This window comes from Agromyces sp. LHK192 (assembly GCF_004006235.1).
In the GTDB taxonomy this organism is placed as follows: Bacteria; Actinomycetota; Actinomycetes; order Actinomycetales; family Microbacteriaceae; genus Agromyces.
Window position 1 is genome coordinate 1,648,587 of record NZ_CP034753.1, and the last position, 23,206, is coordinate 1,671,792.

23 protein-coding genes are annotated in these 23,206 nt (G+C 71.5%); 13 read left to right on the forward strand and 10 right to left on the reverse strand.

Features of this window, described 5'->3' with window-relative positions:
- The first annotated feature begins 4 nt into the window (after window positions 1-4).
- Both fdhD and ELQ40_RS07310 read left to right on the forward strand, forming a co-directional pair.
- Window positions 5-919, forward strand: coding sequence for a formate dehydrogenase accessory sulfurtransferase FdhD (gene fdhD / locus ELQ40_RS07305; RefSeq protein ID WP_127793095.1), 915 nt, complete (start codon window positions 5-7; stop codon window positions 917-919).
- Window positions 916-3,201: an FdhF/YdeP family oxidoreductase gene (locus tag ELQ40_RS07310; protein WP_127793096.1), complete on the forward strand. Its 2,286-nt coding sequence runs from the start codon at window positions 916-918 to the stop codon at window positions 3,199-3,201. The genes fdhD and ELQ40_RS07310 overlap by 4 nt, the downstream gene beginning before the upstream one ends.
- Here ELQ40_RS07310 and ELQ40_RS07315 read toward each other — a convergent pair.
- Complete coding sequence (locus tag ELQ40_RS07315; protein ID WP_370296731.1) at window positions 3,182-4,288, reverse strand: M4 family metallopeptidase; 1,107 nt, start codon at window positions 4,286-4,288, stop codon at window positions 3,182-3,184. The two genes, ELQ40_RS07310 and ELQ40_RS07315, sit on opposite strands and share 20 nt — an antisense overlap.
- Before the next feature lie 85 nt (window positions 4,289-4,373).
- On the opposite strand from ELQ40_RS07315, the gene ELQ40_RS07320 reads away from it, so the two are divergent.
- The 3 genes from ELQ40_RS07320 (at window position 4,374) to ELQ40_RS07330 (ending at window position 7,319) form a co-directional block, all read left to right on the forward strand.
- Window positions 4,374-5,270, forward strand: coding sequence for a hypothetical protein (locus tag ELQ40_RS07320; protein ID WP_127793097.1), 897 nt, complete (start codon window positions 4,374-4,376; stop codon window positions 5,268-5,270).
- 13 nt (window positions 5,271-5,283) lie between these two features.
- Window positions 5,284-6,132 (forward strand): type II CAAX prenyl endopeptidase Rce1 family protein, encoded by an 849-nt coding sequence (locus ELQ40_RS07325; protein ID WP_127793098.1) that lies wholly within the window; start codon window positions 5,284-5,286, stop codon window positions 6,130-6,132.
- Between the two features lie 101 nt (window positions 6,133-6,233).
- Entirely contained in the window at window positions 6,234-7,319 is a 1,086-nt protein-coding gene (locus tag ELQ40_RS07330) for a CPBP family intramembrane glutamic endopeptidase (RefSeq protein ID WP_205649451.1), read from the forward strand.
- 378 nt (window positions 7,320-7,697) lie between these two features.
- Here the strand turns inward: ELQ40_RS07330 and ELQ40_RS07335 are convergent, their stop codons facing one another.
- The 5 genes from ELQ40_RS07335 to ELQ40_RS07355 all read right to left on the reverse strand — a co-directional run bounded on the left by ELQ40_RS07335 (window position 7,698) and on the right by ELQ40_RS07355 (window position 10,648).
- Window positions 7,698-8,084: a DUF488 domain-containing protein gene (locus ELQ40_RS07335; RefSeq protein ID WP_127793099.1), complete on the reverse strand. Its 387-nt coding sequence runs from the start codon at window positions 8,082-8,084 to the stop codon at window positions 7,698-7,700.
- 53 nt (window positions 8,085-8,137) lie between these two features.
- Window positions 8,138-8,395 carry a cupin domain-containing protein gene (locus ELQ40_RS07340; protein WP_240665990.1) on the reverse strand — a complete coding sequence of 86 codons (258 nt, stop codon included), beginning with the start codon at window positions 8,393-8,395 and terminating at the stop codon, window positions 8,138-8,140.
- A gap of 80 nt (window positions 8,396-8,475) precedes the next feature.
- On the reverse strand, window positions 8,476-9,039 hold the full coding sequence (locus ELQ40_RS07345; protein WP_127793101.1) for a dihydrofolate reductase family protein: 564 nt from the start codon (window positions 9,037-9,039) through the stop codon (window positions 8,476-8,478).
- Window positions 9,040-9,055: 16 nt separating this feature from the next.
- Window positions 9,056-9,874 (reverse strand): alpha/beta fold hydrolase, encoded by an 819-nt coding sequence (locus ELQ40_RS07350; RefSeq protein WP_127793102.1) that lies wholly within the window; start codon window positions 9,872-9,874, stop codon window positions 9,056-9,058.
- Between the two features lie 51 nt (window positions 9,875-9,925).
- The gene (locus ELQ40_RS07355) at window positions 9,926-10,648 is read right to left on the reverse strand and encodes a helix-turn-helix domain-containing protein (protein WP_127793103.1); all 723 of its coding nucleotides are present in this window, start codon (window positions 10,646-10,648) and stop codon (window positions 9,926-9,928) included.
- Between the two features lie 181 nt (window positions 10,649-10,829).
- Here ELQ40_RS07355 and rpsO point away from each other — a divergent pair, with 181 nt between their 5' ends.
- Window positions 10,830-11,099 (forward strand): 30S ribosomal protein S15, encoded by a 270-nt coding sequence (rpsO, locus tag ELQ40_RS07360; RefSeq protein WP_127793104.1) that lies wholly within the window; start codon window positions 10,830-10,832, stop codon window positions 11,097-11,099.
- Between the two features lie 189 nt (window positions 11,100-11,288).
- Here the strand turns inward: rpsO and ELQ40_RS07365 are convergent, their stop codons facing one another.
- The gene (locus ELQ40_RS07365) at window positions 11,289-14,282 is read right to left on the reverse strand and encodes a hypothetical protein (RefSeq protein WP_127793105.1); all 2,994 of its coding nucleotides are present in this window, start codon (window positions 14,280-14,282) and stop codon (window positions 11,289-11,291) included.
- Between the two features lie 114 nt (window positions 14,283-14,396).
- On the opposite strand from ELQ40_RS07365, the gene ELQ40_RS07370 reads away from it, so the two are divergent.
- Both ELQ40_RS07370 and ELQ40_RS07375 read left to right on the forward strand, forming a co-directional pair.
- Window positions 14,397-15,005, forward strand: coding sequence for a uracil-DNA glycosylase family protein (locus ELQ40_RS07370; RefSeq protein ID WP_240665991.1), 609 nt, complete (start codon window positions 14,397-14,399; stop codon window positions 15,003-15,005).
- A 64-nt stretch (window positions 15,006-15,069) separates the two neighbouring features.
- Entirely contained in the window at window positions 15,070-15,786 is a 717-nt protein-coding gene (locus ELQ40_RS07375; protein ID WP_127793107.1) for an HNH endonuclease family protein, read from the forward strand.
- Window positions 15,787-15,804: 18 nt separating this feature from the next.
- Here ELQ40_RS07375 and ELQ40_RS07380 read toward each other — a convergent pair whose 3' ends face one another.
- Window positions 15,805-16,359 carry a CGNR zinc finger domain-containing protein gene (locus ELQ40_RS07380; protein WP_127793108.1) on the reverse strand — a complete coding sequence of 185 codons (555 nt, stop codon included), beginning with the start codon at window positions 16,357-16,359 and terminating at the stop codon, window positions 15,805-15,807.
- Between the two features lie 115 nt (window positions 16,360-16,474).
- On the opposite strand from ELQ40_RS07380, the gene ELQ40_RS07385 reads away from it, so the two are divergent.
- From ELQ40_RS07385 to ELQ40_RS07395, 3 genes are read left to right on the forward strand one after another with little or no spacing between them, the layout of a single operon-like run.
- Window positions 16,475-17,431, forward strand: coding sequence for a DMT family transporter (locus ELQ40_RS07385; RefSeq protein ID WP_127793109.1), 957 nt, complete (start codon window positions 16,475-16,477; stop codon window positions 17,429-17,431).
- Between the two features lie 41 nt (window positions 17,432-17,472).
- Complete coding sequence (locus ELQ40_RS07390) at window positions 17,473-18,381, forward strand: LLM class flavin-dependent oxidoreductase (RefSeq protein WP_127793110.1); 909 nt, start codon at window positions 17,473-17,475, stop codon at window positions 18,379-18,381.
- Between the two features lie 9 nt (window positions 18,382-18,390).
- Complete coding sequence (locus ELQ40_RS07395; RefSeq protein WP_127793111.1) at window positions 18,391-18,996, forward strand: hypothetical protein; 606 nt, start codon at window positions 18,391-18,393, stop codon at window positions 18,994-18,996.
- Window positions 18,997-19,009: 13 nt separating this feature from the next.
- Here the strand turns inward: ELQ40_RS07395 and ELQ40_RS07400 are convergent, their stop codons facing one another.
- Window positions 19,010-19,393: a co-chaperone YbbN gene (locus tag ELQ40_RS07400; RefSeq protein WP_127793112.1), complete on the reverse strand. Its 384-nt coding sequence runs from the start codon at window positions 19,391-19,393 to the stop codon at window positions 19,010-19,012.
- A 64-nt stretch (window positions 19,394-19,457) separates the two neighbouring features.
- Between ELQ40_RS07400 and ELQ40_RS07405 the strand changes: the two genes are divergently transcribed.
- The gene (locus ELQ40_RS07405; RefSeq protein ID WP_370296736.1) at window positions 19,458-20,489 is read left to right on the forward strand and encodes an alpha/beta fold hydrolase; all 1,032 of its coding nucleotides are present in this window, start codon (window positions 19,458-19,460) and stop codon (window positions 20,487-20,489) included.
- A gap of 43 nt (window positions 20,490-20,532) precedes the next feature.
- Here the strand turns inward: ELQ40_RS07405 and ELQ40_RS07410 are convergent, their stop codons facing one another.
- Complete coding sequence (locus ELQ40_RS07410; RefSeq protein ID WP_127793113.1) at window positions 20,533-21,318, reverse strand: glycosyltransferase family 2 protein; 786 nt, start codon at window positions 21,316-21,318, stop codon at window positions 20,533-20,535.
- Window positions 21,319-21,583: 265 nt separating this feature from the next.
- Between ELQ40_RS07410 and ELQ40_RS07415 the strand changes: the two genes are divergently transcribed.
- Window positions 21,584-23,131, forward strand: a complete 1,548-nt coding sequence (locus ELQ40_RS07415) for a M28 family peptidase (protein ID WP_127793114.1) — start codon at window positions 21,584-21,586, stop codon at window positions 23,129-23,131.
- Window positions 23,132-23,206 lie beyond the last annotated feature (75 nt).

Here is a 23,206-nt window from a genome sequence, read left to right on the forward strand (position 1 = left end):
CGGCATGGGTCGCTTCACGGCGCGACGGCGCGTCATCAGGTACACGCTCGGCGAACGGACCGGTCGCCGGGAGGATCAGCTCACGGTCGAGGAACCTCTCGAGATCCGCGTCGGCGGTGAACGCCTCGCGGTGACGATGCGCACGCCGGGCCATGACGTCGACCTCGCGATCGGCCTGCTCGTGTCGGAGGGTGTGGTTCGTCGCGGTGACGAGGTGCGCGGCGCGATCCACTGCGCGGAAGCCGGTGCAGGGGTCGGCGCCCGGGCATCCGGTGGCGACACGTCGAACAGCTACAACGTCCTCGACGTCGCGCTCGAGCCGTGGGCGGGGCCGCTTCCGGCCTCGGCGACGCACGCGCTCACCATGACGAGCGCCTGCGGCCTGTGCGGCAAGGACAGCATCGACGCGGTGCGTCAGGCATCCGCGCACCCCGTGGCCGACGACCCGGTCGCGGTCGACGCGAGTTGGCTGGTCACCCTGCCCGATCGCATGCGCGAGGCCCAGCCGCTGTTCGAACGCACGGGCGGGCTGCACGCCGCGGCCCTGGTCGACGTCGGACGCGACGAGGTGCTCGTCGTCCGCGAGGACGTCGGCCGGCACAACGCCGTCGACAAGGTGATCGGCTGGGCGGTGCGCCACGGCCGGTTCCCGCTCACCGGCACGGTGCTCGTCGTGTCGGGCCGCGCCGGCTTCGAGCTCGCACAGAAGGCGTCGATGGCCGGCATCCCGGTGATGGCCTCCGTCTCGGCGCCCTCGTCGCTCGCGGTCGACCTGGCCGAGGAGGTCGGGCTCACGCTCGCCGGGTTCGTGCGCGGGTCGTCGATGGTCGTCTACGCGGGGGACGAACGCGTGCGAAGCGGTGCGGAACGGGCCACGACCGCGACCGACGTCGGTCGCGGAGCGGAGGCGCGCGCATGAGCCGGCAGATCCCGGAGCACGCCGAGTACCCCGACCTCGAGGTCAGCGCGCCCAAGCGGGAGGCGGTCGGCGCCGAGGCCGTCGTCCGGTCGCTCGACCTGGCCGTGCGCGGCATGGGGCCGACTCGCGCGGCGAAGGTGCTGCTCGGCGTCAACCAGAAGGAGGGCTTCGACTGCATGAGCTGCGCGTGGCCCGACCCCGGCCACCGCAGCCCGTTCGAGTTCTGCGAGAACGGCGCGAAGGCCGTCACGTGGGAGGCGACGCCGGTCACCGTGCCCCGGTCGTTCTGGGCCGAGCGCTCCCTGACCTCGCTGGAGGACTCGACCGAGTACTGGCTCGGCCAGCGGGGCCGGCTCACCGAGCCGGTCTTCAAGGCCGCCGGAAGCGACCACTACGAGCCCGTGAGCTGGGACCGTGCGTTCGACATCGTCGCGCGGCACCTGAACTCCCTCGACAGTCCCGACGAGGCGGCGTTCTACACGAGCGGCCGCACCTCGAACGAGGCCGCGTTCCTCTACCAATTGTTCGTGCGGGCGTTCGGCACGAACAACCTGCCCGACTGCTCGAACATGTGCCACGAGTCGACCGGCACCGCGCTCGTCGAGACGATCGGCATCGGCAAGTCGACGATCGCGTACGACGACTTCGGCAGGGCCGACCTGGTGATCGTCATGGGCCAGAACCCCGGGACGAACCACCCGCGCATGCTGACCGCCCTCGAGGAGACGAAGCGCAACGGCGGGCACATCGTCGCCGTGAACCCGCTCCCGGAGGCGGGGCTCGTCCGCTACAAGAACCCGCAGAAGGTGCGCGGCCTCCTCGGCAAGGGCACCGCCATCGCCGACCGGCTGCTGCAGATCCGCTCGGGCGGCGACCTCGCGTTGCTCCAGGCGGTCTCGAAGCGGGTCCTTCTGGCCGAGTCGGATGCCCCTGGCGCCGTGCTCGACCGTGATTTCATCGCCCGGCACACCGACGGCTTCGAGGCGTTCGCCGCAGGGCTGGACGACCTCGACGAGCAGGAGGTGCTGCGTGCCACCGGGCTCACGGCCGACGAGATCGACGACCTCGCCGCGCGGTACGTCGCCGCGGACCGGGTCATCGTCACCTGGGCGATGGGCCTCACCCAGCAGCGCAAGGGCGTCGACACGATCAAGGAGATCGTGAACCTCCTGCTCCTGCGCGGCAACATCGGCAAGCCGGGCGCGGGCGCCTCGCCGATCCGCGGCCACTCCAACGTGCAGGGCGATCGCACGATGGGCATCTGGGAGAAGATGCCCGAGCCGTTCATGGACGCGCTCGGCCGCGAGTTCTCGTTCGAACCGCCGCGGAAGCACGGATTGGACGCGGTCGACTCGGTCAGGGCCATGCAGCGCGGCGACGTGAAGGTGTTCGTCTCGATGGGCGGCAACTTCGTCGGGGCCATCTCGGACTCGCTCGCGGCGGAGGCCGCGATGCGCGGCACGCGCCTGACGGTGCAGGTGTCGACCAAGCTCAACCGCTCGCACGTGGTCACGGGCGAGGAGGCCCTGATCCTGCCCGCACTCGGGCGAACCGAGGTCGACGTGCAGGCGTCGGGCCCGCAGTTCGTCTCGGTCGAGGACTCGGTCTGCGCCGTGCACGGCAGCCACGGCGCCGTGAAGCCCGTCGCCGACGGGATCCGCAGCGAGGTCGCGATCATCGCCGGCATCGCCCGTGCGACCCTCGGCGACCGGTACGGCATCGACTGGGAGGGCATGACCGCGGACTACGACCTGATCCGCGACCACATCAGCCGTGTCGTACCCGGCTTCGCGACCTTCAACGACGACGTCCGTCGGGCGGGCGGGTTCGTGCTGCCGAACGGCCCCCGTGACTCGCGCACCTTCGCGACGGCGACGGGCAGCGCGAGGTTCACCGTGAACGCGTTCGACGCGATCGAGGTGCCCGAAGGGCGCCTGATCCTGCAGACGCTTCGGTCGCACGACCAGTTCAACACGACGATCTACAGCCTCAACGACCGGTACCGCGGCATCAAGAAGGGCCGCGACGTGGTGTTCGTGAACCCCGACGACCTCGCCGCACTCGGGTTCGCGCACGGCGACCGGGTCGACGTGATCAGCGAGTGGCCGGGCGAGCCCGACCGGGTGCTGCACGACCAGCGCCTCGTCGAGTATCCGACGGCACGGGGGAGCGCCGCGGCGTATTACCCCGAGGCGAACGTGCTGGTGCCGCTCGCATCCACGGCGATCGGCAGCAACACGCCCGTGTCGAAGGCGGTGATCGTCAGGTTCCGGCGGGCGTGACGCCCACCGCCTCCCATCCGCGCGCGACCGCAGCAGCCTCCCGCGAATCGGCACCGAACCGTTCGGATGCCTCGCGCACCGTCTCGCCCGCGAACTGGGCGAACGTGGCGTCCTGAGACAGGCGGCCCGACGTGAGCGTGTCGTACCAGACCCGGCCGACGTGCTCCCACGCGAACCCGCCGAGCTCGGTCGCCGCGAGCGCGAACGCCCGATTCGGGATGCCCGAGTTCAGGTGCACGCCGCCGTTGTCCTGCTGCGTCTGGATGAAGTCGTCCATGTGCGCGGGCTGCGGGTCGCGGCCGAGCACGTCGTCGTCATAGGCGGTGCCGGGTTCCAGCATCGAGCGCAGGGCCCTGCCCTGGACGGCGTCGGTGAAGATGCCCTCGCCGACGAGCCAGCTCGCGGCCTCGGCATCCTGGCCGAGCGTGTACTGCTCGACGAGCGACCCGAACACGTCGGACACGTGCTCGTTGAGCGCGCCCGACTGCCCCTGGTACCGCAGGTTCGCGGTGCGCTCGGTGACGCCGTGCGCGAGTTCGTGCCCGATGACGCTGATCGAGTTGGTGAAGCCCGTGAAGATCTCGCCGTCGCCGTCGCCGAACACCATGCGCTCGCCGTCCCAGAACGCGTTGTCGTAGCGGTCGCCGAAGTGCACGGTCGCCTCGAGCGGCATGCCCTCGCCGTCGATCGAGTCCCGTCCGAACACCCGGTCGAACATGCGGTGCGTGTCGCCGAGCCCGTCGTAGGCCTCGTCGACGGCTTCGTCGCCCGTGGCGGGCTGGCCCTCGCGGCGGACGAGGCGGCCGGGCAGGGTCTCGCGGCCCTGCGCGTCGGAGATGCGCCGGTCGGGCGTCGACGGCGCGTCGGGCAGGACGGAGGGCAGCCGGTCGGCAACGTCGGCTCCATCGCGTTCGGCGTGGTCGCGCGCGAACGGCGGCAGCTCGCCGCTCAGCCGCCACTCGCGCAGCGGGGCATCGCGGAGCAGCGATCGGCGCGCCGCGTCGGCGGCGACGGGGTACTGCCCGTCGGCGACGGCGGCGATGCGAGCGAGCAGGTAGGGCGGGACGATCGCGTGCATCCGGGTCATGCGTCGATGCTGTCACCTGCCGCCGACAGGTGCGAGGCCGCCACGCCCGCACGCGCCCGGCCGTCGCGCGAATAGGCTTGACCGGGTGAACCCCTCTCCGCTCCTCGGCCTGCTGCTCGACGTCGACGGACCGATCGCGAGCCCCGTGACCCGCACGATCGCGATCGCATCGATCGCGCGCGACCTGGCCTCGCTCGCGAACGCCGGCAATCCCGTCGTGTTCAACACGGGCCGATCCGATGCGTTCATCGCCGCAGAGGTCGTGCCGCCCATGCTGGCAGCGGGACTCCGGCCGGGCGCGCCCGTGTGGGCGGTCTGCGAGAAGGGCGCCGTCTGGGCCGAGATCGACGTGCGCGGCCTCGGCGACGTGCAGGTCGACCGAATGCTCGCGATGCCGGCCGACTTCGCCGACGAGATGCGCGAGGTCGTCGCGAGCAGGTTCGCCGAGTTCATGTTCTTCGACGAGACGAAGCGGGCCATGGTGTCGGTCGAGCAGCACGTCGGCGTGACATCCGACCGGTATCTGGCGGTGCAGCCCGAGTTCGACCGTATCGCGGCCGACTCGCTCGCCGCCCGCGGGTTCGGCACCGAGCGCGAGGGTGTGCGCCGCCCCGACGCATCCGGTGCGGTGCAGTGGCGCATCGACCCGACGATCATCTCGACCGACGTCGAGTCGGTGCGGCTCGGCAAGGACCTCGGCGCGGAGCGCGCGGTCGCGCTGCTCGCGGAGCGCGGCATCCGTCCGGTGCACTGGCGCACCATGGGCGACTCGCGCGGCGACTACCGCATGGCCGACTGGCTGCACGACCGGGGCGAGCAGGTGCGGCACGTCGACGTGCGCCCCGCCGACGGCGTGCCCGCCACCGGATACCCCGTGCTCACGCACGACCGCGACCACGTGATCCACGACGAGGCGGGCGCCCACTTCCTCGGGCGCTGGGTCGAGGCATCCGATCGCGGACTCGTGGGCGCGGACCATTGAACGGCGCGGACCGGTGAACGCGGTCGACACGGCGCCCGCCGCCCCCGCCGAGGTGCGGCGGCATCCGATCTCGCTCGTGCCGGCCGCGCTCGTGTGCGGCGCGGCGGTGCTGCTGTTCGGGTTCCTGCTCCCGATCGCCGGCTACGCGATGCTCGTCGCTGGACTCCTGGTCGCCTGGTGGTGCGACCGGTCGGGTCGCACGAGCCGGCTCGCGCCCGATCTCGCGCTGATCGCCGTCGGCCAGGCGATCATCTCGACGATGTCGCTGAAGGCCGACCTGTCGGATGCCGCTATGGTGCGCTTCACCGTCGTGCTCGGCCTCGCAGTCATCGTGCCGTACGTCATCTCGCGGTGGGTGTACCGCGAGCGGGTCATCCGGTTCCCGTGGCGCACCGGGCAGCGCTGGAACCGCACCCAGTGGCTCTACCTGATCTTCGTGACGATCGCCGGATGGCTCATCCTGCCGTTCTACTTCATCACGTCGGGCGTCTACCAGAACTGGCCGACGGTCACCGAGCCGCATGAGATCGCGCGCCTGTTCGTCGGCGTGAACGCGGTCGGCACGTGGGACGAGCTCTTCTTCATCTGCACGGTGTTCGTGCTGCTCAAGCGCCACTTCCCGGTATGGCAGGCGAACCTGTTGCAGGCGATCGTGTTCGTGTCGTTCCTGTGGGAGCTCGGCTACCAGTCGTGGGGTCCGCTGCTGACCGTCCCGTTCGCGCTCATCCAGGGCTGGACGTTCTCGCTCACCAAGTCGCTCACGTACGTGCTCGTCGTGCACCTGCTGTTCGACGCGGTCGTGTTCTCGGTGATCGTGTACGCGCACAACGGGTGGCCTGCGATCTTCCTGCTCGCGCCGTAGGGTTGCGCCCGCCGCGTTCCGCCGCGTTCCGCCGCACGGGGGAGCGGGTTCCGCCGCGCGGCGGACGCATCGGGTGCCGTCCGCTCGATTGACTCGAGGGCATGACGAACGAAGCGATGTCCACGCCGCCGCCGACGCCGAGCCCGGTCGCCGCGACGGTGCACGCCGCGATGCCTCCCGCGCCGCCGTCCGCGGCGGATCGACGACGTGCCCGCGCCGACGCGCAGCAGCGGAAGAACACCGAGCGCGGTCCGATCCTCCCGGAGCGCGTGCCGTGGGTCGCGGTCGCGGTGTTCCTGGTGATCGCGTTCGGTCTCGGGTGGCTCGTGTGCCTCCCGCTCTGGCTCTCGGGTGAGGGGCTCATGCATCCGGCGTTCAGCCTCATCGCACTCGCCCTCATGTTCACCCCGACCGTCGCGACGCTCGCCGTGGTCTTCCTGGTGCGTCGTCCGCCGAACGCGCCGCGGCTGCTCGGCCTCTCGCCGATCCGCCCGGCCGGGCGCACCTGGTTCTTCATCGCGCTGGCGTTCGTGCTCTTCAGTGCGCTGCCGTTGCTGGCTATGCTGCTCGGCCAGGCGATGGGGTTGATCCGGTTGGACTTCGCCGGGCTGAGCGGGGCGCAGGCGATCCTCGAGGCTGCGGGCGGACCGCCCGTCGACGCGTCCCTGGTCGTCTGGCTGGGTGTCGCGACGCTGCCGTTCGCCACGCTGATCAGTTGCTTCGCCGCGTTCGGCGAGGAGCTCGGCTGGCGTGGATGGCTGCAGCCCGCGCTCCGCCCGCTCGGGATCGTGCCGGCCCTGCTCATCACGGGCGTGATCTGGGGTCTGTGGCACGCGCCGATCATCCTGCTCGGCTACAACTACCAGCGCACCGACCTCGTCGGGGTGCTCTGCATGGTCGCGTTCTGCGTGCTCGCCGGGTTCGTCATCGGCTGGATGCGGCTGCGCTCGGCCTCGGTCTGGCCCGCGGTCGTCGCCCACGGTGCGGTGAACACGGCGACGTCGCAGTACCTGTTCTTCGTCGACGCGAGCGAACTGCCGGTCGGACCGTGGGGGTCGGTGCTCGGGTGGCCGGGATGGATCCTGCTCGCGGTCTGCATCGTCGTGATCGTGGTGACCGGCCAGTTGCGCAAGGAGGCGCAGCCCGGGTTGACGCTCGCGGAGGCGCGCGAGCGGGAGATCCGCTGAGCGCAGCTTTGCCCGTTTGTGGTCTGACCACAGAGAACCGCGTGTTTGCAGCCCGTAAATGTGGTCAGACCATAGACTTCGGCGGTGTTTCGCGCATTCGGCGTACCGTGGAATCACGACGAGCCGAACCGCACCTGATCCGTCGAACCCGAGAGGTTCCGGGCATGGCGCCGGAGGTTCGTCCGGACCGTCGCGAAGGCCCTCCCCCCGGGCGCGCGCGGCGATCCACGTCGGTGACGACGTGCGTCGGCGATTCCCGTTTCCCCTGCGGAATCGCCGGCGCGATCGGGCGGTGCGGCGCGCGTTCCCCCTTCCAGCGCGCCCCGCCCGGTCCTTCCCGTTTCCACGGCCGGCCTCCCGAACGAGCGGCGGCGCGCCCTACTCGCCGTCGCGACGCTCCACCGATGCGCCGTGCGCCTCGAGCCACTCGAGGAGCACGGTCGCGTGGTTCACTCGCTCGTCTCGGGCGCCGAAGCACAGCGTGATCCGATCGTGTTCGCGACCGAGCGCCAGAAGCCTCGCCGCGGCGTCCGTCTCGTCGAGCTCGGCGCGATACCGCGCCGCGAACTGCTCGAACGTGCCGTCGCGGTCTTCCGCGTGGTGCCATGCCCGGCGCAGGTCGGGCGACGGCGCGACCTCCTTGTCCCAGAGGTCGACTGCTGCGCGCTCCTTGCTCACCCCTCGGGGCCAGAGGCGATCGACGAGGACGCGGTACCCGTCGGTCGGGGCGGGCTCGTCGTGGACCCGCTTGATCGTGAAGGCCATGCGTCAGTGTCGCAGGTCCGCCGGGAAGCCCTCCCGTCGTTCGAGCCGAACGGTCACTCGAGCCACTCGGTGACGAACCGGTCGTTCGCGTGGATATGCGTGGCCTCGTACGTGCCGCCGTCGAGCACCTCGAAGCGGTGGGCCACGAGGCTCGGCACGACGAGCACCTGTCCACCGACTGCGACGACCCGCTCGTCTCCGACCGTGAACAGTGCGCGCCCGGCGTGGATGAGGAACGTCTCGGTGTACGGATGCCGGTGCAAGCGCGGCCCCGAACCCGGCCGCGACGAGAACTCGCGGATGATGCTCACCCGCGAACCGTGCAGATACCCTTCGAACTCGCCATCCCGCGCGACGTCGACGGGAACGACTGGTGCGCCCGGTGCGCCCGTCATCGCGCCCGCTCCAGCACCGTGACGAGCACACCGTCGCCGAACGTGCGGGCCTCGCCGAGCCGCCAGGTCGTGCGGTCGGCCATCTCGGTCCAGAGTCGTCGCCCGTGACCGAGGATGACCGGGAACGTCATCAGGTGGATCTCGTCGACGAGATCCTGCTCGAGCAGGCCTTGCGCCAGGCGGATGCTGCCCGGCACCGAGATGTCGCCCTCGACCGTCTTGCGGAGCTGCGACACCTCGGCGGCCAGGTCGCCCGAGAGGACGGTCGTGTTGTTCCACCCGGGCTCCGTGAGGGTGGTCGAGACGACGTACTTCGGCATGCCGTTGTACTTGTCGGCCAGTTCGCCGTCTTCCTCCGGCCACGCCGACGCGAATCCCTCGTAGGTCTCGCGCCCGAGGAGCAGGGCCGCGGAGCCGAGCGCCTCGTCCACCTTGTAGCGCTCGCCCGCGTCGCCGCGGTCGAATTCGAAGGTCCAGTTCGGGTACTTGAAGTCCTCGCCGCCCGGGGCCTCCACCACCCCGTCGAGCGAGATGAAGTGCGTGAGCACGATGCGTCCCATCTCCGGTACTCCCTGTTCAATCCCCGGCGACGAATCCGCGCAGCGCGTGCGCGAGGACGTCGGGCGTCGTGGTGTGGTTCTCACCGGGGACGACCCGGAGGGTCGCGCTCGGCAGGTGCCGGGCGACCGCTTCGGCCCCGCTCGCCAGGTGCGGCCAGGTGTCGGCGCCGTGCATCACCAGGACCGGCACGCCGACCCGATCCCAGAGCCCGTCGCGGAGCGGTCGCCCCGACATCGTGTCGCCGACCTGCCGGCCGTCGTAGGCGATCGTGTGCGCGATGGCCTCGAGGCTCGGCCAGAACTCCGCCGAACGCATGCCGTCGACCATGTCCTCCGGCAGGCCGGCCGCAGCGGTCATGAAGAGCGCCACGGCGTCGCCGGGGCGGCCCTCTGCGACGGCGGCGTCGAGCCGCTCGACGTAGTCGGCAGGCAGCGGCGGTCGCGCGGCATCGACGATCACGGGCGGCTCGAACAGTGCGAGCCGGGCGACCTCGAGCCCGGCCTGGACCGCGTTGAGCGCGAGCAACCCGCCGGAGGACCAGCCGAAGACCGTGACGGGCCGGCCGTTCCCGGCATCGGCGATGACCGCCGCGAGATCCTCCCACTCGCGTTCCACGGCGTAGGGCGGCGTGTCCGCGCTGTCTCCGCGCCCACGCCGGTCGTACGCGACGACGCGGAACCGATCGGCGAGCAGTTCCGCCGCTTCCGCGTTCTCGGGGGTGTTGGCGCGGTACGCCGTCGCGCCGTCGATGATGACGATGGGGTCGCCGTCGCCCCAGGCGGAGTAGGCGATGCCGGTTCCGTCGGCGGAGGCGACTGTGAAGTGCTCTGGCAACTGGATGCCCTTTCTGTCGGATCGCGGTCGGTGCACCGCGACGAGCTCACGCTATGACCGGCCGTCCGCCTCCGGCTTGTACAGAAGCGACAGGGGATCGCCATCGTCGCCGGATCGCAACTGCGTGGCCGTGCGTCCGATGAACCGCCGCAGTGCCCGCGCGAGGTGGGCCTGGTCGTAGAAGCCCGTCCGATGCACGGTCTCGAGCGGGGCGGCACCGTCGCGCAGCAGCACCGCTGCCGCTCGTGCCCGCTCGATCTGCCGAATGGCTCCCCGCGTGAGCCCCGTCGCGGCCGCGACCCGGCGTTGCACCGACCGATCCCCGGGCCCGTCGGAGTTCTCGCCGCGCACGACGTCGCCGACCAGCGGGTCGCGCATGAGCACGCCCTCCCGGACGAGTCGATCGACGAACTGCTCCGCGGTGTCGAAATCGGGGATCTCCCACTCCGCACCCCGGAGCACGAACCTTCGCCCGGTGACGTGCGGGCTCTCCGTGCCGCCGTCGACGAGCGGGCCGATCGGCAGGTGCGGCATCCACGTGCCGTGTTCGAACGTGATGCCGAACGACGCCGAATCACCCGTGATCACCGCGGTCGAGGCGGCGGTCTCGGGACCGAGCACGCCGGCGTGGGGGACGCCGTCGTCGTCCCAGAACACCAGCTCCCACGTCGACGTCGCGATCGAGGTCATGCGTTCGACGCCCGAGGTCCGGCCCCGCCAGACGCGCGCGACGTACCGCGAGTCGGATCCGCGATGATCGCTGTCGATCGGCATGGCACCAGTCTGCATCGGCCCCAGGCGGGATGCACCGTCACTCACCACGTCCTGGGCAGGACGTCGGGGAGCGGCATCCGCTCTGCTAGACTCTTGAGGTTGCCGTGAATCGGCCGCGCACAAAGAGCGCCCGGGTATTCCCGCCCAGGGCAGCGCGCAACGAGAAGAAGGGATCCCATCTATGGCACTGGATGCAGACATCAAGAAGGCGATCATCGAAGAGTACGCGACGCACCCCGGTGACACTGGATCCCCCGAGGTCCAGATCGCGATCCTCACCAAGCGGATCAAGGACCTCACCGAGCACCTCAAGGAGCACAAGCACGACCACCACTCGCGTCGTGGCCTGCTGCTCCTCGTCGGTCAGCGTCGTCGTCTGCTCGGCTACCTCGCCGACGTGGACATCAACCGCTACCGCTCGCTCATCGAGCGTCTCGGGCTGCGCCGCTAAGCGTCGTACTCCGCGCGGCTCTCGAAGACACCGCGAACTTCTTGCGAAGGCCCCCGCACCTGCCGTTCCGGCAAGGCCGGGGGCCTTCGTCATGCCCGGGGGCGTGCACAGGCGTGAGCCACCTCCGGGGCGCGGGGCGCAAGGACCTCGGCTCGCGTCGCGCGTTCCATGGTTCGGTGAACCGCGCGATCAGACCGGCGCGCGGCCTCTGCGGGTGAGCACCAGCGCGGTGATCCACGTTGCGACGCCGGCGAGCAGCGGCCAGCCGAGCGCGGGGATCACCGGGTCGTCGCCGGCCGTGTCGCCGAGGATCCAGAAGAAGACGATGCACGCCGCGAGCAGCGCGGACGGCGCCGTCCACGTCAGCAGATCGCGGAACGCGCCGGGGCGGAACGCGAACCTCCGCCGCCGCCACCCTGCGACGGCCCCCACGAGGCCGATGGCGAGCGCGATCGCCTCGAGCGCCGCGGCGACGGCGAAGGGCAGCACGACGAGCGCGCCGGCCTGGCGCATCCGATCGACATCCGGCCCGGCGAACGTGCCCGCCGGGAAGTCGAGCCGGACACCGAGGTCGTCGACGTGCAGGGCGAGGGGCGCGCCGGACTCGCCGTCCTCGATCGAGACCGCGAAGGTCGGCGGGTCCGCCGACGGCTCGGCGCGTTCCTCGACGGGGTAGGCGTAGAGGTCCTGGCGGATCGTGGTCTCGACGTCGCCGAAGGGGATGACCGCCTCCGGCCAGTCGCGCGCCTCCGCATCGGCATCGGAGAAGTCGCGCGTGATCCAGCCCGACTCCGTCGCGGAGGCGAGCAGGCCCTCGTCGATCCGGAACTCGACCCGGGTCGGCGCGAAGTCGTGGGTGTCGGGGTCGCGCCAGAGGCCCGCAGAGGTCCAGCCGTCCATGAGCGCCGCCCAGCGGACCCGGTCGACGGGCGTCCCGTCGCCGGCGGCCGCGCCGGAGGCCGGTGCCGCGACCGCCGCCGACTCCAGTTCGTAGCGCACGACGACCTCGGCCGCGCCGGAGCGGATGCCGTCCATGCGCGTGTGCATGAGGGTGACGCCCTCGGCGGATTCCGTCGCGAACGGCACCACCTCGCCGTCGACCTCGACCGAGGAGACGCGGAGGCCGAGCGACTGCCCGTCGACCCGGTCGCGCCAGTGCATCGCGAACTGCGGCACGCGGCTCGACGAGTCGTCGAACTCGACGTCGTACCGCTCCGTGACGTCGATGACGGCGCGCCCGTCGTCGGCCCGGGTCAGCTCGCCCACGATGTCGGCCGAGTGGACCGTCGTCCAGAGCGTCCCCGAGAGGTCCTGGTCGTATGCAGGGGTCGCCGGACGATGATCGAGCGGGTTCGGTACGACCGAGATCATCGTGATCGCGGCGGGCACCAGCAGCACGGATGCCGCGAGCAACAGCCACCGCGCCCGCCCGCGTGCGCCCTCGGCACGCGGCGTGCGCGACGCCGTCGGATCGTCGAGCTCGGCCTCCAGCAGCGCGGCGACGCGTCGTCCGGCCGAGCGCGGGTCCTCCACCAGCACGCCGTAGGCGAGTGCCGGATCGTTGGACGGGCCGCGGTCGAGCAGCTGCGTGCGTTCGGCGTAGACCCCGACGCCGAGGAGGTGCTGCTTGAGCAGGGCGCCGCGGCGGGTCAGCGGCCGTGAGGTCGCCGCGATCCACACGATGATCGTGGCGAGCACCGTCGAGACGAGCACGAACGCCGTGGGCCACCAGACGATCGTGAGCTTCTCGTGGTGCGCGAGCTGGCGGACGAGCCCCCACTGCACGAGCATGATCGCGGGAGGCCCGGCGAGGAAGGCATCGCGCACGAACCCGCGGGGTACGCGGCGGATCCGATCGTCGACGACCTGCCGGCGTTCCGATCCGAACCAGTACCGCCACATCGCGCGCGGCAGGTCCCGCAGACGACCCGCCCGGCCGGCCGCCCGTGCCGCGACCCGCCGCTGCGCCTGCACGGCCTTGTCGCTTCCCCTGCGCCACGGGAGACGATCGAGTTCCTCCGCGAGCTCCGCCGCTCGCGGTGCTCCCAGCACGTGGGCCGCGATCCGCGGCGTCACGTCGGGCGGGTCGTGCCGGGCGATGAACCAGGGCTTTCCGCGCGCGTCGGCCCAGGCGACGCCGCGGGCGGCGAACGCGAAGAGCACCGCTGCGACGAGGAGGGCGAGCGGCAGCAGCGGGCCGAACGTCTGCACGAAGAACCAGGTCGTGTGCGGCGGCATCGCGAAGGTGCCCGCGTCGAAGCGCAGGGTGAACCAGGCGTTCGCGTGCGGCGGGATGTTCTGGTCGTTCTCGGCGACGTACGTGTTCCAGCCGGGCTCGCTGTCGGCCTCGGGCTCGAGCCATTCGCCGCCGCCGACCAGCAGCCACTGGAGGTTGCCTCGCGGCGGTCGGATGAGCGCGTCGTCGAGGTCGTCGGGGATGGACACCCGCATCTCGAGCCCGGAGAACCCCTGCGGCCAGGACGGTCCGAACACGTCCCACTGCAGCAGGTCGGTCTCGGCACCGGTGGCCTCGTCGACGGCCAGGTAGGCGAGGTCCTGGAGGTGGTAGCGAAGCACGAACTCGTGATCGCCGTCGAGCACCTCGCCGGCGTCGATCGTCAGCGTCAGGGTGGTGGCGTCGCGTTGCTGCCGTACCTCGACGGGCTCGGCGTCGAGGGTGACCGAGATGCCGCTCGGATCGAGGTCGTGGCCCTGGTATTCCGTCGCGAGCACACGTTGGATGCCGGTCTCCTCGACGTCGTCGGGGAAGAACGCCTCGATGCGCTCCTCGACCTGCGCCTGCAGCCTGCCGTGCTCGTCGCGGTCGATCCGATAGTCGGCGGTGAACTTCCGTGCGATCCAGGTTTCGGTCGCGTTCGACGCCGACGACGTGATCTGCTCGAGCGTGAGCGGCGCGTTGACGACCGGACCGACCAGCAGCCAGACGCCGACGGCGGCGATCGCCGCCCAGAACACCCGGATGCCTCGCCGCAGCCCGCGCCCGCCGTGCGACCTGAGCCACACCTCGAGGCCGCCCAGCCAGCCGGACAGCAGGGCCCAGAGCGGAGTGTGCCGGGGGAGCGGCGCCCGGATCGAGTCGGCGGGAGGCGTCTGCGAGGCATCCGCGGCCGGGGATGCGGCGCCACCGGACGCCTCATCGGGCTCGGTCGGGCGCGGCGTCACCCGCCGATTCTATGGGCCGAGGCGGGCCCTGCATCGCCGACGGCGGGGCGCCATCGATTGCGCTGCGCCGCGGAGGTTCCTCGCCCGATGGCACGTCCGGGGGAGGATGTCAGGGTGACCGGACACCCCGCAGGAACCGACGACCCCTTCGCGGCCCTGCGCGACGAGATCGCCGCTGATCCGCTCAACGCCTCGTTCACCGCGCGCGGATGGCGGCCACTGGTCGTCGGATCGCCCGCGTCGAGGATCGTGATCCTCAGCCAGGCGCCGGGTCGGCGTGCCCAGGACAGCGGCATCCCCTTCCACGACGCCAGCGGCGATCGGCTGCTGCGCTGGCTCGGGCTGACGCGTGAGCGGTTCGACGACGTGGAGAAGGTGGCGATCGTCCCGATGGACTTCTACTACCCGGGCAAGGGGGCGTCGGGCGACCTGCCACCGCGGCGCGGCATCGCCGCCGCGTGGCATCCGCGCGTGTTCGAGCTCATGCGCCCGAGCCTCCGCATCGTGGTCGGCGCCTACGCGCAGGCCTTCCACCTCGGCGATCGACGGCGCGAGACGCTGACCGAGACCGTCCGGAACTGGCGGTCGTACGGTCCGGACGTCGTCCCGATCGTCCATCCGTCGCCGCTCAACGTCGGCTGGCACCTGCGGAATCCCTGGTTCGAGGAGGAGCTCGTTCCCGACCTCCGCCGTCGGGTCGCCGACGCACTGAACGACCGGTGACCTCGGCGGTTCCTGCAGGTCGCCCGAGCGCGAGCTGGTCGCCGGGTGCGCGTAGCCTGAACGGATGACCCGAACTCCGCGCACCCGCGTGCGTCGCCGCACGCTCGCGTTCGGCACCGCCGTTCCCGCAGCCCTGCTCATGATCTGCTGGGTGCTGCTCGGGGACCCGCTCGACGCGATGTCCCGCGCCGCGACGGATGCCGCCGAGCGGACCTCCCCGCCCGCCGCCGGGGCATCCGCCGACGTCTCGCTGGTCGACGTGGTCGTCGCCGACGCGGCGTCCACCTCCGACTACGAACGCGACGCGTTCGGCGACGCCTGGGCGGATGTCGACCGCAACGGTTGCGACACGCGCAACGACTTCCTGGGGCGCGACCTCGTCGATGCGGTGCACCGCAACGGCAGCGCGTGCGTGATCAGCCGGGGCACCCTGCACGACCCGTACACGGGCACCTCGATCAGGTTCGTGCGTGGTGAGCGGAGCGATCGGGTGCAGATCGACCATGTCGTGGCGCTCTCGTATGCCTGGCGGCACGGGGCATCCGAATGGACCGATGACCAGCGGCGCGCGTTCGCGAACGATCCGGCGAACCTCCTCGCCGTCGACGGGCGGACCAACCAGCAGAAGTCCGACCTCGGTCCGGCCGAGTGGTCGCCGCCGTCGGCGGCACAGGTCTGCGCGTACCATGCCGGCTTCCTCGCGGTGCTCGCGAAGTACGACCTCACGATCGCCCCTGCGGATGCCGCTGCGGTCGAGGCCGCGGGGTGCATGGCAGGCTGAGCCGGCGGCTGCGACCGCTCAGGCCTCGTCGGCGGTCCGCGCCCGGTAGGCGCGCGCGGCCATCCGGTTGCCGCAGCGCGTGCTGCAGTAGAGCCGGGACGTGTTCTTCGAGAGGTCGAGGAACGACCCCTCGCAGTCGTCGGCGGCGCAGGTGCGGAGCCGGTCGGTCCCGTCGGCGCGGATCACGTCGATCATCGCCATCGCGGCCTCCACGAGGATGCGCTCGGCGAGCGGGGCGTCCTGCGAGGTGGCGTGGATGTGCCAATCGAGGTCGTCGTGGCGGACGAGCCGGGGCGTCGCTTCGGCCTCCGCGAGAATGGCGTTCGCCTCGACGACCGCGTCGTCGCGGCCGAGGCTCCAGAGCGCGCGGAGCCGGTCGCGCGCTGCGCGCACCTCGGCGACCTCGGCGGCGTCGCCGTCGTGGCGCCCGGAGTACTTCCACTCGGTGATCATGGCGTCGAGCTGCGCCGGTTCGACGAGTTCGTCGGCGCCCGAGTCCGTCGCGATCGGATCGGTGTCGAGCAGCGCCGCGACGAATCCGAGCGCGGCGATCGTGTCATCGGTGAAAATCATTTGACTCCTGACGTTGCCAGCGCTACTGTCACGAGCATAACGACTTTCGGGCATGACGGGGCGGGCGTCATCGGCCTCCCGCACGTCGGTCCACCGAAGCAGAGGAGCGGTGCGCATGCGTGCATCACGAGGGGTGCTGGGCGTCGCGCTCGGCCTCGCGTCAGGTCTCGCGTTCGGCGCCGGCGGCGCCGTCGTCAAGCCGCTGCTCGAGTCGGGCTGGTCGCCGGGCGCGGCCGTGTTCTTCAGGATCCTCATCGGCGCGCTGCTGCTCGTCGTGCCCGGGCTGATCGCCCTGCGATTCGACCTGCGACCGCTCTGGCGTGCCAAGTGGACCGTGCTCGTCTACGCGCTCATCGCCGTGGCCGGCGTGCAGCTCGCCTTCTACATGTCGATCGCCAGGATCCCCGTGAGCCTCGCCCTGCTCATCGAGTACCTCGCCCCGGTCGCGCTCGTCGCCCTCGCATGGATCCGCACTCGCAAGTCGCCCCAGCGCGTGGTGCTCTTCGGCTCCGTCCTCGCCGTGGCGGGGCTCGTGCTCGTGATCGGACCCGCCGGCGGCTCATTCGACCCCGTCGGCATCGTGCTGGCCGGCATCGCCATGATCGGCGTCGCCGTCTACTACGTCATCGGCGAGCGCGAGGACACCGGCATCCCGCCGATCGCCCTCGCCGCCTCGGGTCTCGTGATCGGATGCCTCGCCCTCGGGATCGCGCTGCTCGTCGGGCTCGTCCCGTTCGAGGTGAGATTCGTCGACGTGCCGTACCTCGGCATGACGGCGCCGTGGTGGGTGCCCCTGCTGACGGTCGGCGCGATCTCGACGGCGTTCGCGTACGTCGCGGGCATCCAGGCCATTCGCATCCTGGGGACGCGACTCGCGTCGTTCCTCGGGCTCAGCGAGGTCGTCTTCGCGGCCATCGTCGCGTGGCTCGTGCTCGGCGAGGCGATCACCCCGATGCAGGGGCTCGGCGGCGTCGGGATCCTCGCGGGCATCGTACTCGTCCGCCTCGAGCGGCCGGCGAACTCGCCGGAGGCCCGTGCGCTCGACATCGACCTCGTCCCCACCCGGTCGTGAGCTGCCCGGCAGTCGGCGTCACCGTCTCGTAGGCTCGGACCATGCGCTTCGGCATCGTGATCCTCCCGCAGTTCGACTGGCCCGACGCGGCCCGGTACTGGCGAGGGGCCGAGGACCTCGGCTTCGACCACGCCTGGACCTACGACCACCTGTCGTGGCGTGGACTCGCCGGCGAGCGCTGGCACGCGACCGTGCCCACGCTGACCGCCGCGGCGACCGTCACGAGCCGCGTCGGACTCGGCACGTTCGTCACCTCGCCGAACTTCCGGCATCCGGTGCCGTTCGCGAAGGACCTCGGCACGCTCGACGACATCGCCGGAGGCCGGGTGCTGCTCGGCGTCGGCTCGGGCGGAACCGGGTTCGACGCGCACGTGCTCGGGCAGGCGCCGTTGACGCCCCGCGAGCGGCACGCCCGGTTCGTCGAGTTCACCGAGGCGCTCGACCGGCTGCTGCGCTTCGAGGAGCCGGGCTCGGGCGGCATCTCGTTCACCGGTGACTGGTACACCGCCGACGCCGCCCGCATGGTCGGCTCGCCGGCGCAATCGACGGCGCAGTCGCCGCGGATGCCGCTGCACGTCGCAGCCAACGGCCCGCGCGGCCTCGCGTTCACGACGCGCATCGCCGACGGCTGGATCACGACCGGCCCGGAGGTCGAGGACACCGAGCAGTGGTGGGCGAGCATCCGCGACCTCTCGTCAGCGCTCGACGACGCCTGCGCCGCCGCAGACCGCGACCCGGCGACCCTCGACCGCACGCTGTCGCTCGACGCGGCCGAACGGTATTCGCTCGCGAGCGTCGACGCGTTCGAGGACGCGGTCGGGCGTGCTCGCGAACTCGGGTTCACCGACGTCGTCTCGCACTGGCCTCGTCGTGACGGGCTCTACGCCGGAGACGAGTCCGTGCTCGAGGAGGTCGCCGGCCGATTCGCCGCCCTCCGCGCCGCCGCGTAGCCTGAACGGGTGCCGCGCTACAAGCCGCTCCTGCGCTGGGAGCCGTTCCCGTACCTGCTCGTGCTCGTCCTGCTGCTGGTGACCGGTTTCATCCGCCCCGACGCGCCGGCCTGGGTGCTCTGGCCGTTCCTGGTGCTGCTGATCGCGGCGATCGGGTACGTCGTCGTGCGCTTCATGTTGGACCGTCGGCCGGCGAACCCCGACTCCTGGGGCGACCTGTCGACGGTCGACGGGCTCGACATCGTCGACGCGGGCGCGGTCGAACGAGAGCTCCGCACCGTGGTGCCCGTCGACGACGTGCAGCGGCACCAGGCCGCCATCGACCTCGCGCGCCTGCACGGCGGCGTGACGCAGGAGGCCGTGCTCGTGCCGCGTGCGAGTCGCTGGCTGTCGCCACGGTACCGCGTGGGTGTCCAGCTCGTCGGCGGCGGGCGGCCGCGGCATGCCGGCTTCCTCCGGCAGGATGCGCAGGATCGCTGGGCGCCGGCGCTCGACGCGCTCCGTACGGAGGGGCGCTACGTGCGCGTGCCCGCGTTCATCACCCGGGCGGAACGGCCGTACGGGGTGGAGCTCGACCTCAGCGGGGTCGACGGGCTCGCGGCATCCGGCGACTGACGCGCGAACTGCGCTACGCCGTCGCCGGCGCGGCGTCCTCGTCGCTCGCGGCGAGCTGCGCCCGCACGTCGTCCATGTCGAGCGCGCGCACCTGGCCGATGAGGTCGTCGAGCACGGGTCGGGGGAGGGCGCCGGCCTGGGCGAACACGCCGATGCCGTCCTTGAAGGCCATGATCGTCGGGATCGACGTGATGTTCATCGCGGCGGCGAGCTGCTGCTGCTGCTCGGTGTCGACCTTCGCGAAGACGAGGTCGGGGTTCGCCTCCGACGCCGCCTCGTAATTCGGCGCGAATGCGAGGCACGGTCCGCACCAGCTCGCCCAGAAGTCGACGAAGACGGTGCCGCCCTCGAGGATCGTGGACTCGAAGGTCTCGAGGGTGAGGTCGACGGTAGGCATCCCTCCACCCTAGGGGGCGCGCCTTCGCGGGGACCCGACGCAGGCTGGGAGTATCGTGAACGGCGTGACGGAATCGCGGGGTGACCGGGTCGATCAGCGGGCCGACCCGCGGGGTGACCGGGTCGATCAGCGGGCCGACCCGCGGGTCGACCAGCCCTCGACCGATGCCTCGATCCGGTGGACACCGGCCGGCGTGCTCGCGCCGCCGCCGGCAGGCTGGGAGGCTCGCGCCGCGCAGCTCGACGCCGTGCTGCCCGACCTCGACTGGCGTGCGCTGCCCGAGGGCGCCGAGCGCGACGTGTTCGACGCGCCGAGCGGGCCGCTCGCGCGGATCGCGTTCGGCCCCGCCGACGGCGACCGCGTGCTCCTGGTGCCGGGGGCGACCGGCTCCAAGGAGGACTTCGTGCTCATGCTGCCGCTGCTCGCGGCGGCGGGGTACCGGGTGGAGTCCTACGACCTCGCCGGGCAGTACGAGTCGTACGCCGCAGGCCCCGAACGGCTCCATCCGGCGCGACGGCGGTACGACGCCGACCTCTTCCTCGATGACCTGCTCGCGGTGCTCGACGCCGGATCGCGGCCCGTGCACGTGCTCGGCTACAGCTTCGCCGGCACGCTCGCGCAGCGCGCGCTGGTCGCCCACCCCGAGGCGTTCGCGAGCCTGACGCTGCTGACCAGCCCGCCCGAACCCGGCCAGGCGTTCCGCGGCGTGAAGACGATCGGCGCGTTCTCGTCGCTCGCGAGCCCGCATCAGGGCGCCACGCTCATGCTGTGGGGCATCCGGAACAACCTGAACAAGGTGCCGCCGGGCAGGCTCGCGTTCGTGCGCGAACGCTTCGCGCTGACCCGGCGCGAGAGCGTCGGTGACATCATCGAGGCCATGATGCACACGCCCGACCTCCGGGCCGAGGTCGCGGCCGTACCGATCCCGAAGCTCGTCGCCGTCGGTTCGCACGACCTCTGGCCGGTCGAGCTGCACCGTCGGTCCGCGCAGGAACTCGGAGCCCGGATCTCGGTCTACGAGACCGGTCACAGCCCCTGCGAGACGGCACCGCACCAGCTCGTGCGCGACATGCTGGAGCTGTTCGCGTCCGCCTGATCCGGCATGCGATCCTCGGCGTGCGAACGGGGGGCGAGTCGGCTCATGCGGCTCGCGGCGACTCGCCGTCGACCTGGCCGCGCAGCTCGTCGCCGGCCTGCCCGGGCGCGTTCCGCCGCTCGGCGAGTCGTTCCAGCGGCGGCCACCGGCGCCACTCGAATCCCAGCGTGTGGAACGCCATGCGCAGGCGCCGGCCGATGTCGGCCCAGGTCGCGAAGGGGCGAGCCGAGACGCCGACGGTCAACGACCGTTCGTACACGACGGTCATGTCGGGGCGCAGCCGCCAGGCGAGGTCGAGGTCGTCGTGCACGTCGGCGCGGTCCCGGTGCACGACGCCGCGCAGCTGCGCCCAGGCGTCCCGCCGGATCCCGTAGTTCGAGCCGAAGATCGGCGGATGCCCGAGCACGATGCCGATCGCCCAGAAGTACCCGCCGATGTAGAGGTATCGCGCGACCCACCGGACCACGGCGTTGCCGCCGTAGAACACGCCCGGCCCGGTCACGACGGTCGGGTGGTCCGTGGCCTGCATGCGGTGCCCGAGGCGTTCGAGCCAGTCGGCCGGAGGGACGGAGTCGGTGTCGATCCGAGCGAGCACGTCGCCGGTCGCCGCGTCGAATCCGGCCGCGGTCGCGGGCCAGATCCCGCGAAGGGGCTCGCGGACGACGGTCGCGCCGGCAGCCAGCGCAACGGCGACCGAGTCGTCGGTCGACCCGTTGTCGACGACGATGACCTCGTCGGCTGGTCGGGTCTGCGCGGCGAGCGCGGCCAGGCAGGCAGCCAGGTATTCCGCGTCGTCGAGACACGGGATCACCACCGAGATCGTGCTCATCACGGCCGAGTGTAGCCATCCGCGCGCGGATCGGCGCACGATTCGTGCGTTCGCGGCGGCATTCGATGGCGGGGGCTATCGCGCCGCGCGCGTCGCCGCATATGCTCCCCCGAACGGGGGCCGATGGGGGCCCCGATCGGAAGGGAAGACGATGCAACCATCTGTTCCATATTCCGCCCGAACGCGCCGCACCCGGCGCAACCGGGCCATCGCCATCGCGTCCGCCGCGATCCTCGCCGCCGTCCTCGTGCCTTCGGGCGGGGCCATGGCCTGGGGTGGAGGCTGGGGCGGGGGCAAGTCGCCCGCCTGCGACACGAAGAACCTGAACATCTCGAAGATCCGGGAGTGCCTCACCGCCGACGGCGTCGTCGGGCACATGCGCGAGTTCCAGAAGATCGCCGACGAGAACGGCGGCAACCGCGCGGCCGGCCTCCCGGGCTACGATGCGAGCGCCGCCTACGTCCAGAAGGTCATGAAGAAGGCCGGCTGGAAGGTCACGACCCACCAGTTCGACTACACGTTCGTCGGGCCGAGCTCGCTGTCCCAGCTGACTCCGGTCGCCGCCGACTACGACTCGGAGTCGTTCACCGGCACCGGGTACGGCCCGGTCGAGGGAACGGTCATCCCCGTCGACACGGTCTTGAACCAACCGACCGAGGACCCGGTGACGAGCGGCTGCGAGCCCGAGGACTTCGCCGGGCTCGGCTTCGACGCGCCCGGAGTGCAGATCGCACTCGTCCAGCGCGGCACGTGCGAGTTCGGCGTGAAGGCCCGCAACGCGCAGGACGCCGGCGCCGAGGCCGTCATCCTCTTCAACCAGGGCAACACGCCCGAGCGCTCCGGTCCGCTCGTGGGCACGCTCTTCGGCGTCAACACCGAGCCGCTCGACGTGCCGGTCGTGGGTGCGAGCTTCGCCGACGGTGTCGCGCTCGCCGCGGCCGGGTCGACCGCCGCGATCGACGTGCCGCTGCCCGAGCAGCGCCCGCAGATCAACGTGCTCGCCGAACTGCCCGGGCGCACGTCCGACAACATCGTGATGGCGGGCGCGCACCTCGACTCCGTGCAGGCGGGCCCCGGCATCAACGACAACGGGTCCGGCAGCGCCGCGCTCCTCGAGGTCGGGCAGAAGCTCGCGAAGCTGAAGCCGCAGAACACCATCCGCCTCGCGTGGTGGGGAGCTGAAGAGGACGGCCTGCTCGGTTCGCAGGCCTGGGTCGACAGCCTGAGCCCCGAGCAGGTCGACGACATCGCCCTGTACCTGAACTTCGACATGGTGGCTTCGCCGAACTACATCCACATGGTCTACGACTCCGACCAGTCGAGCTGGCCGGCGCCGGTCGAGGTGCCCGCGGGCTCCGAGGCCATCGAGGACCTCTTCGAGCGGTACTACACCGCCCTGAAGGTGCCCTACGACGACGCCGAGTACAGCGGACGCAGCGACTACGAGGCGTTCATCCTCGCGGGCATCCCGTCGGGCGGCCTGTTCACCGGCGCCGAGGTCGTGAAGACCGAGGAGCAGGCGGCGATCTGGGGCGGCGTGGCCGGTGAGCAGTACGACCAGTGCTACCACCTCGCGTGCGACACGATCGACAACTTCGACACGAAGGCGCTCTACGTGAACCTCGGGGCGATCGCCACGGCGGTCCTCGAGTTCGCGGGGTCGACCGAGTCGGTGAACGGGGTCAAGGGCCAGTGGCTCACGATCGGCGACCTCCTGCCGAAGACGCCTGCCGGACCGAAGCTGACCGTCAACAACCCGGGCGGTGGCGGCCTCGGCCACGACCACTCGCACGGGCACACCGAGAAGTCCTGACCAGGGCGCAGCCCCGGTAGGCGGCGGGGCCCGTCGCGCGAGCGGCGGGCCCTGCTCCGTGCGCCGGGGTCGGGC

Excerpts from the sequence above, each read along its gene's own strand:
- ELQ40_RS07415 (WP_127793114.1), top strand. The coding sequence starts at position 21,584 with ATGGCCTGGGGTGGAGGCTGGGGCGGGGGCAAGTCGCCCGCCTGCGAC.
- ELQ40_RS07380 (WP_127793108.1), bottom strand. The coding sequence starts at position 16,359 with ATGATTTTCACCGATGACACGATCGCCGCGCTCGGATTCGTCGCGGCG.
- ELQ40_RS07335 (WP_127793099.1), bottom strand. The coding sequence starts at position 8,084 with ATGGCCTTCACGATCAAGCGGGTCCACGACGAGCCCGCCCCGACCGAC.
- ELQ40_RS07345 (WP_127793101.1), bottom strand. The coding sequence starts at position 9,039 with ATGGGACGCATCGTGCTCACGCACTTCATCTCGCTCGACGGGGTGGTG.
- ELQ40_RS07330 (WP_205649451.1), top strand. The coding sequence starts at position 6,234 with ATGACGAACGAAGCGATGTCCACGCCGCCGCCGACGCCGAGCCCGGTC.
- ELQ40_RS07375 (WP_127793107.1), top strand. The coding sequence starts at position 15,070 with ATGACCCGAACTCCGCGCACCCGCGTGCGTCGCCGCACGCTCGCGTTC.
- ELQ40_RS07390 (WP_127793110.1), top strand. The coding sequence starts at position 17,473 with ATGCGCTTCGGCATCGTGATCCTCCCGCAGTTCGACTGGCCCGACGCG.
- ELQ40_RS07400 (WP_127793112.1), bottom strand. The coding sequence starts at position 19,393 with ATGCCTACCGTCGACCTCACCCTCGAGACCTTCGAGTCCACGATCCTC.
- rpsO (WP_127793104.1), top strand. The coding sequence starts at position 10,830 with ATGGCACTGGATGCAGACATCAAGAAGGCGATCATCGAAGAGTACGCG.
- ELQ40_RS07355 (WP_127793103.1), bottom strand. The coding sequence starts at position 10,648 with ATGCCGATCGACAGCGATCATCGCGGATCCGACTCGCGGTACGTCGCG.
- ELQ40_RS07385 (WP_127793109.1), top strand. The coding sequence starts at position 16,475 with ATGCGTGCATCACGAGGGGTGCTGGGCGTCGCGCTCGGCCTCGCGTCA.
- ELQ40_RS07315 (WP_370296731.1), bottom strand. The coding sequence starts at position 4,288 with ATGACCCGGATGCACGCGATCGTCCCGCCCTACCTGCTCGCTCGCATC.
- fdhD (WP_127793095.1), top strand. The coding sequence starts at position 5 with ATGGGTCGCTTCACGGCGCGACGGCGCGTCATCAGGTACACGCTCGGC.
- ELQ40_RS07410 (WP_127793113.1), bottom strand. The coding sequence starts at position 21,318 with ATGAGCACGATCTCGGTGGTGATCCCGTGTCTCGACGACGCGGAATAC.
- ELQ40_RS07310 (WP_127793096.1), top strand. The coding sequence starts at position 916 with ATGAGCCGGCAGATCCCGGAGCACGCCGAGTACCCCGACCTCGAGGTC.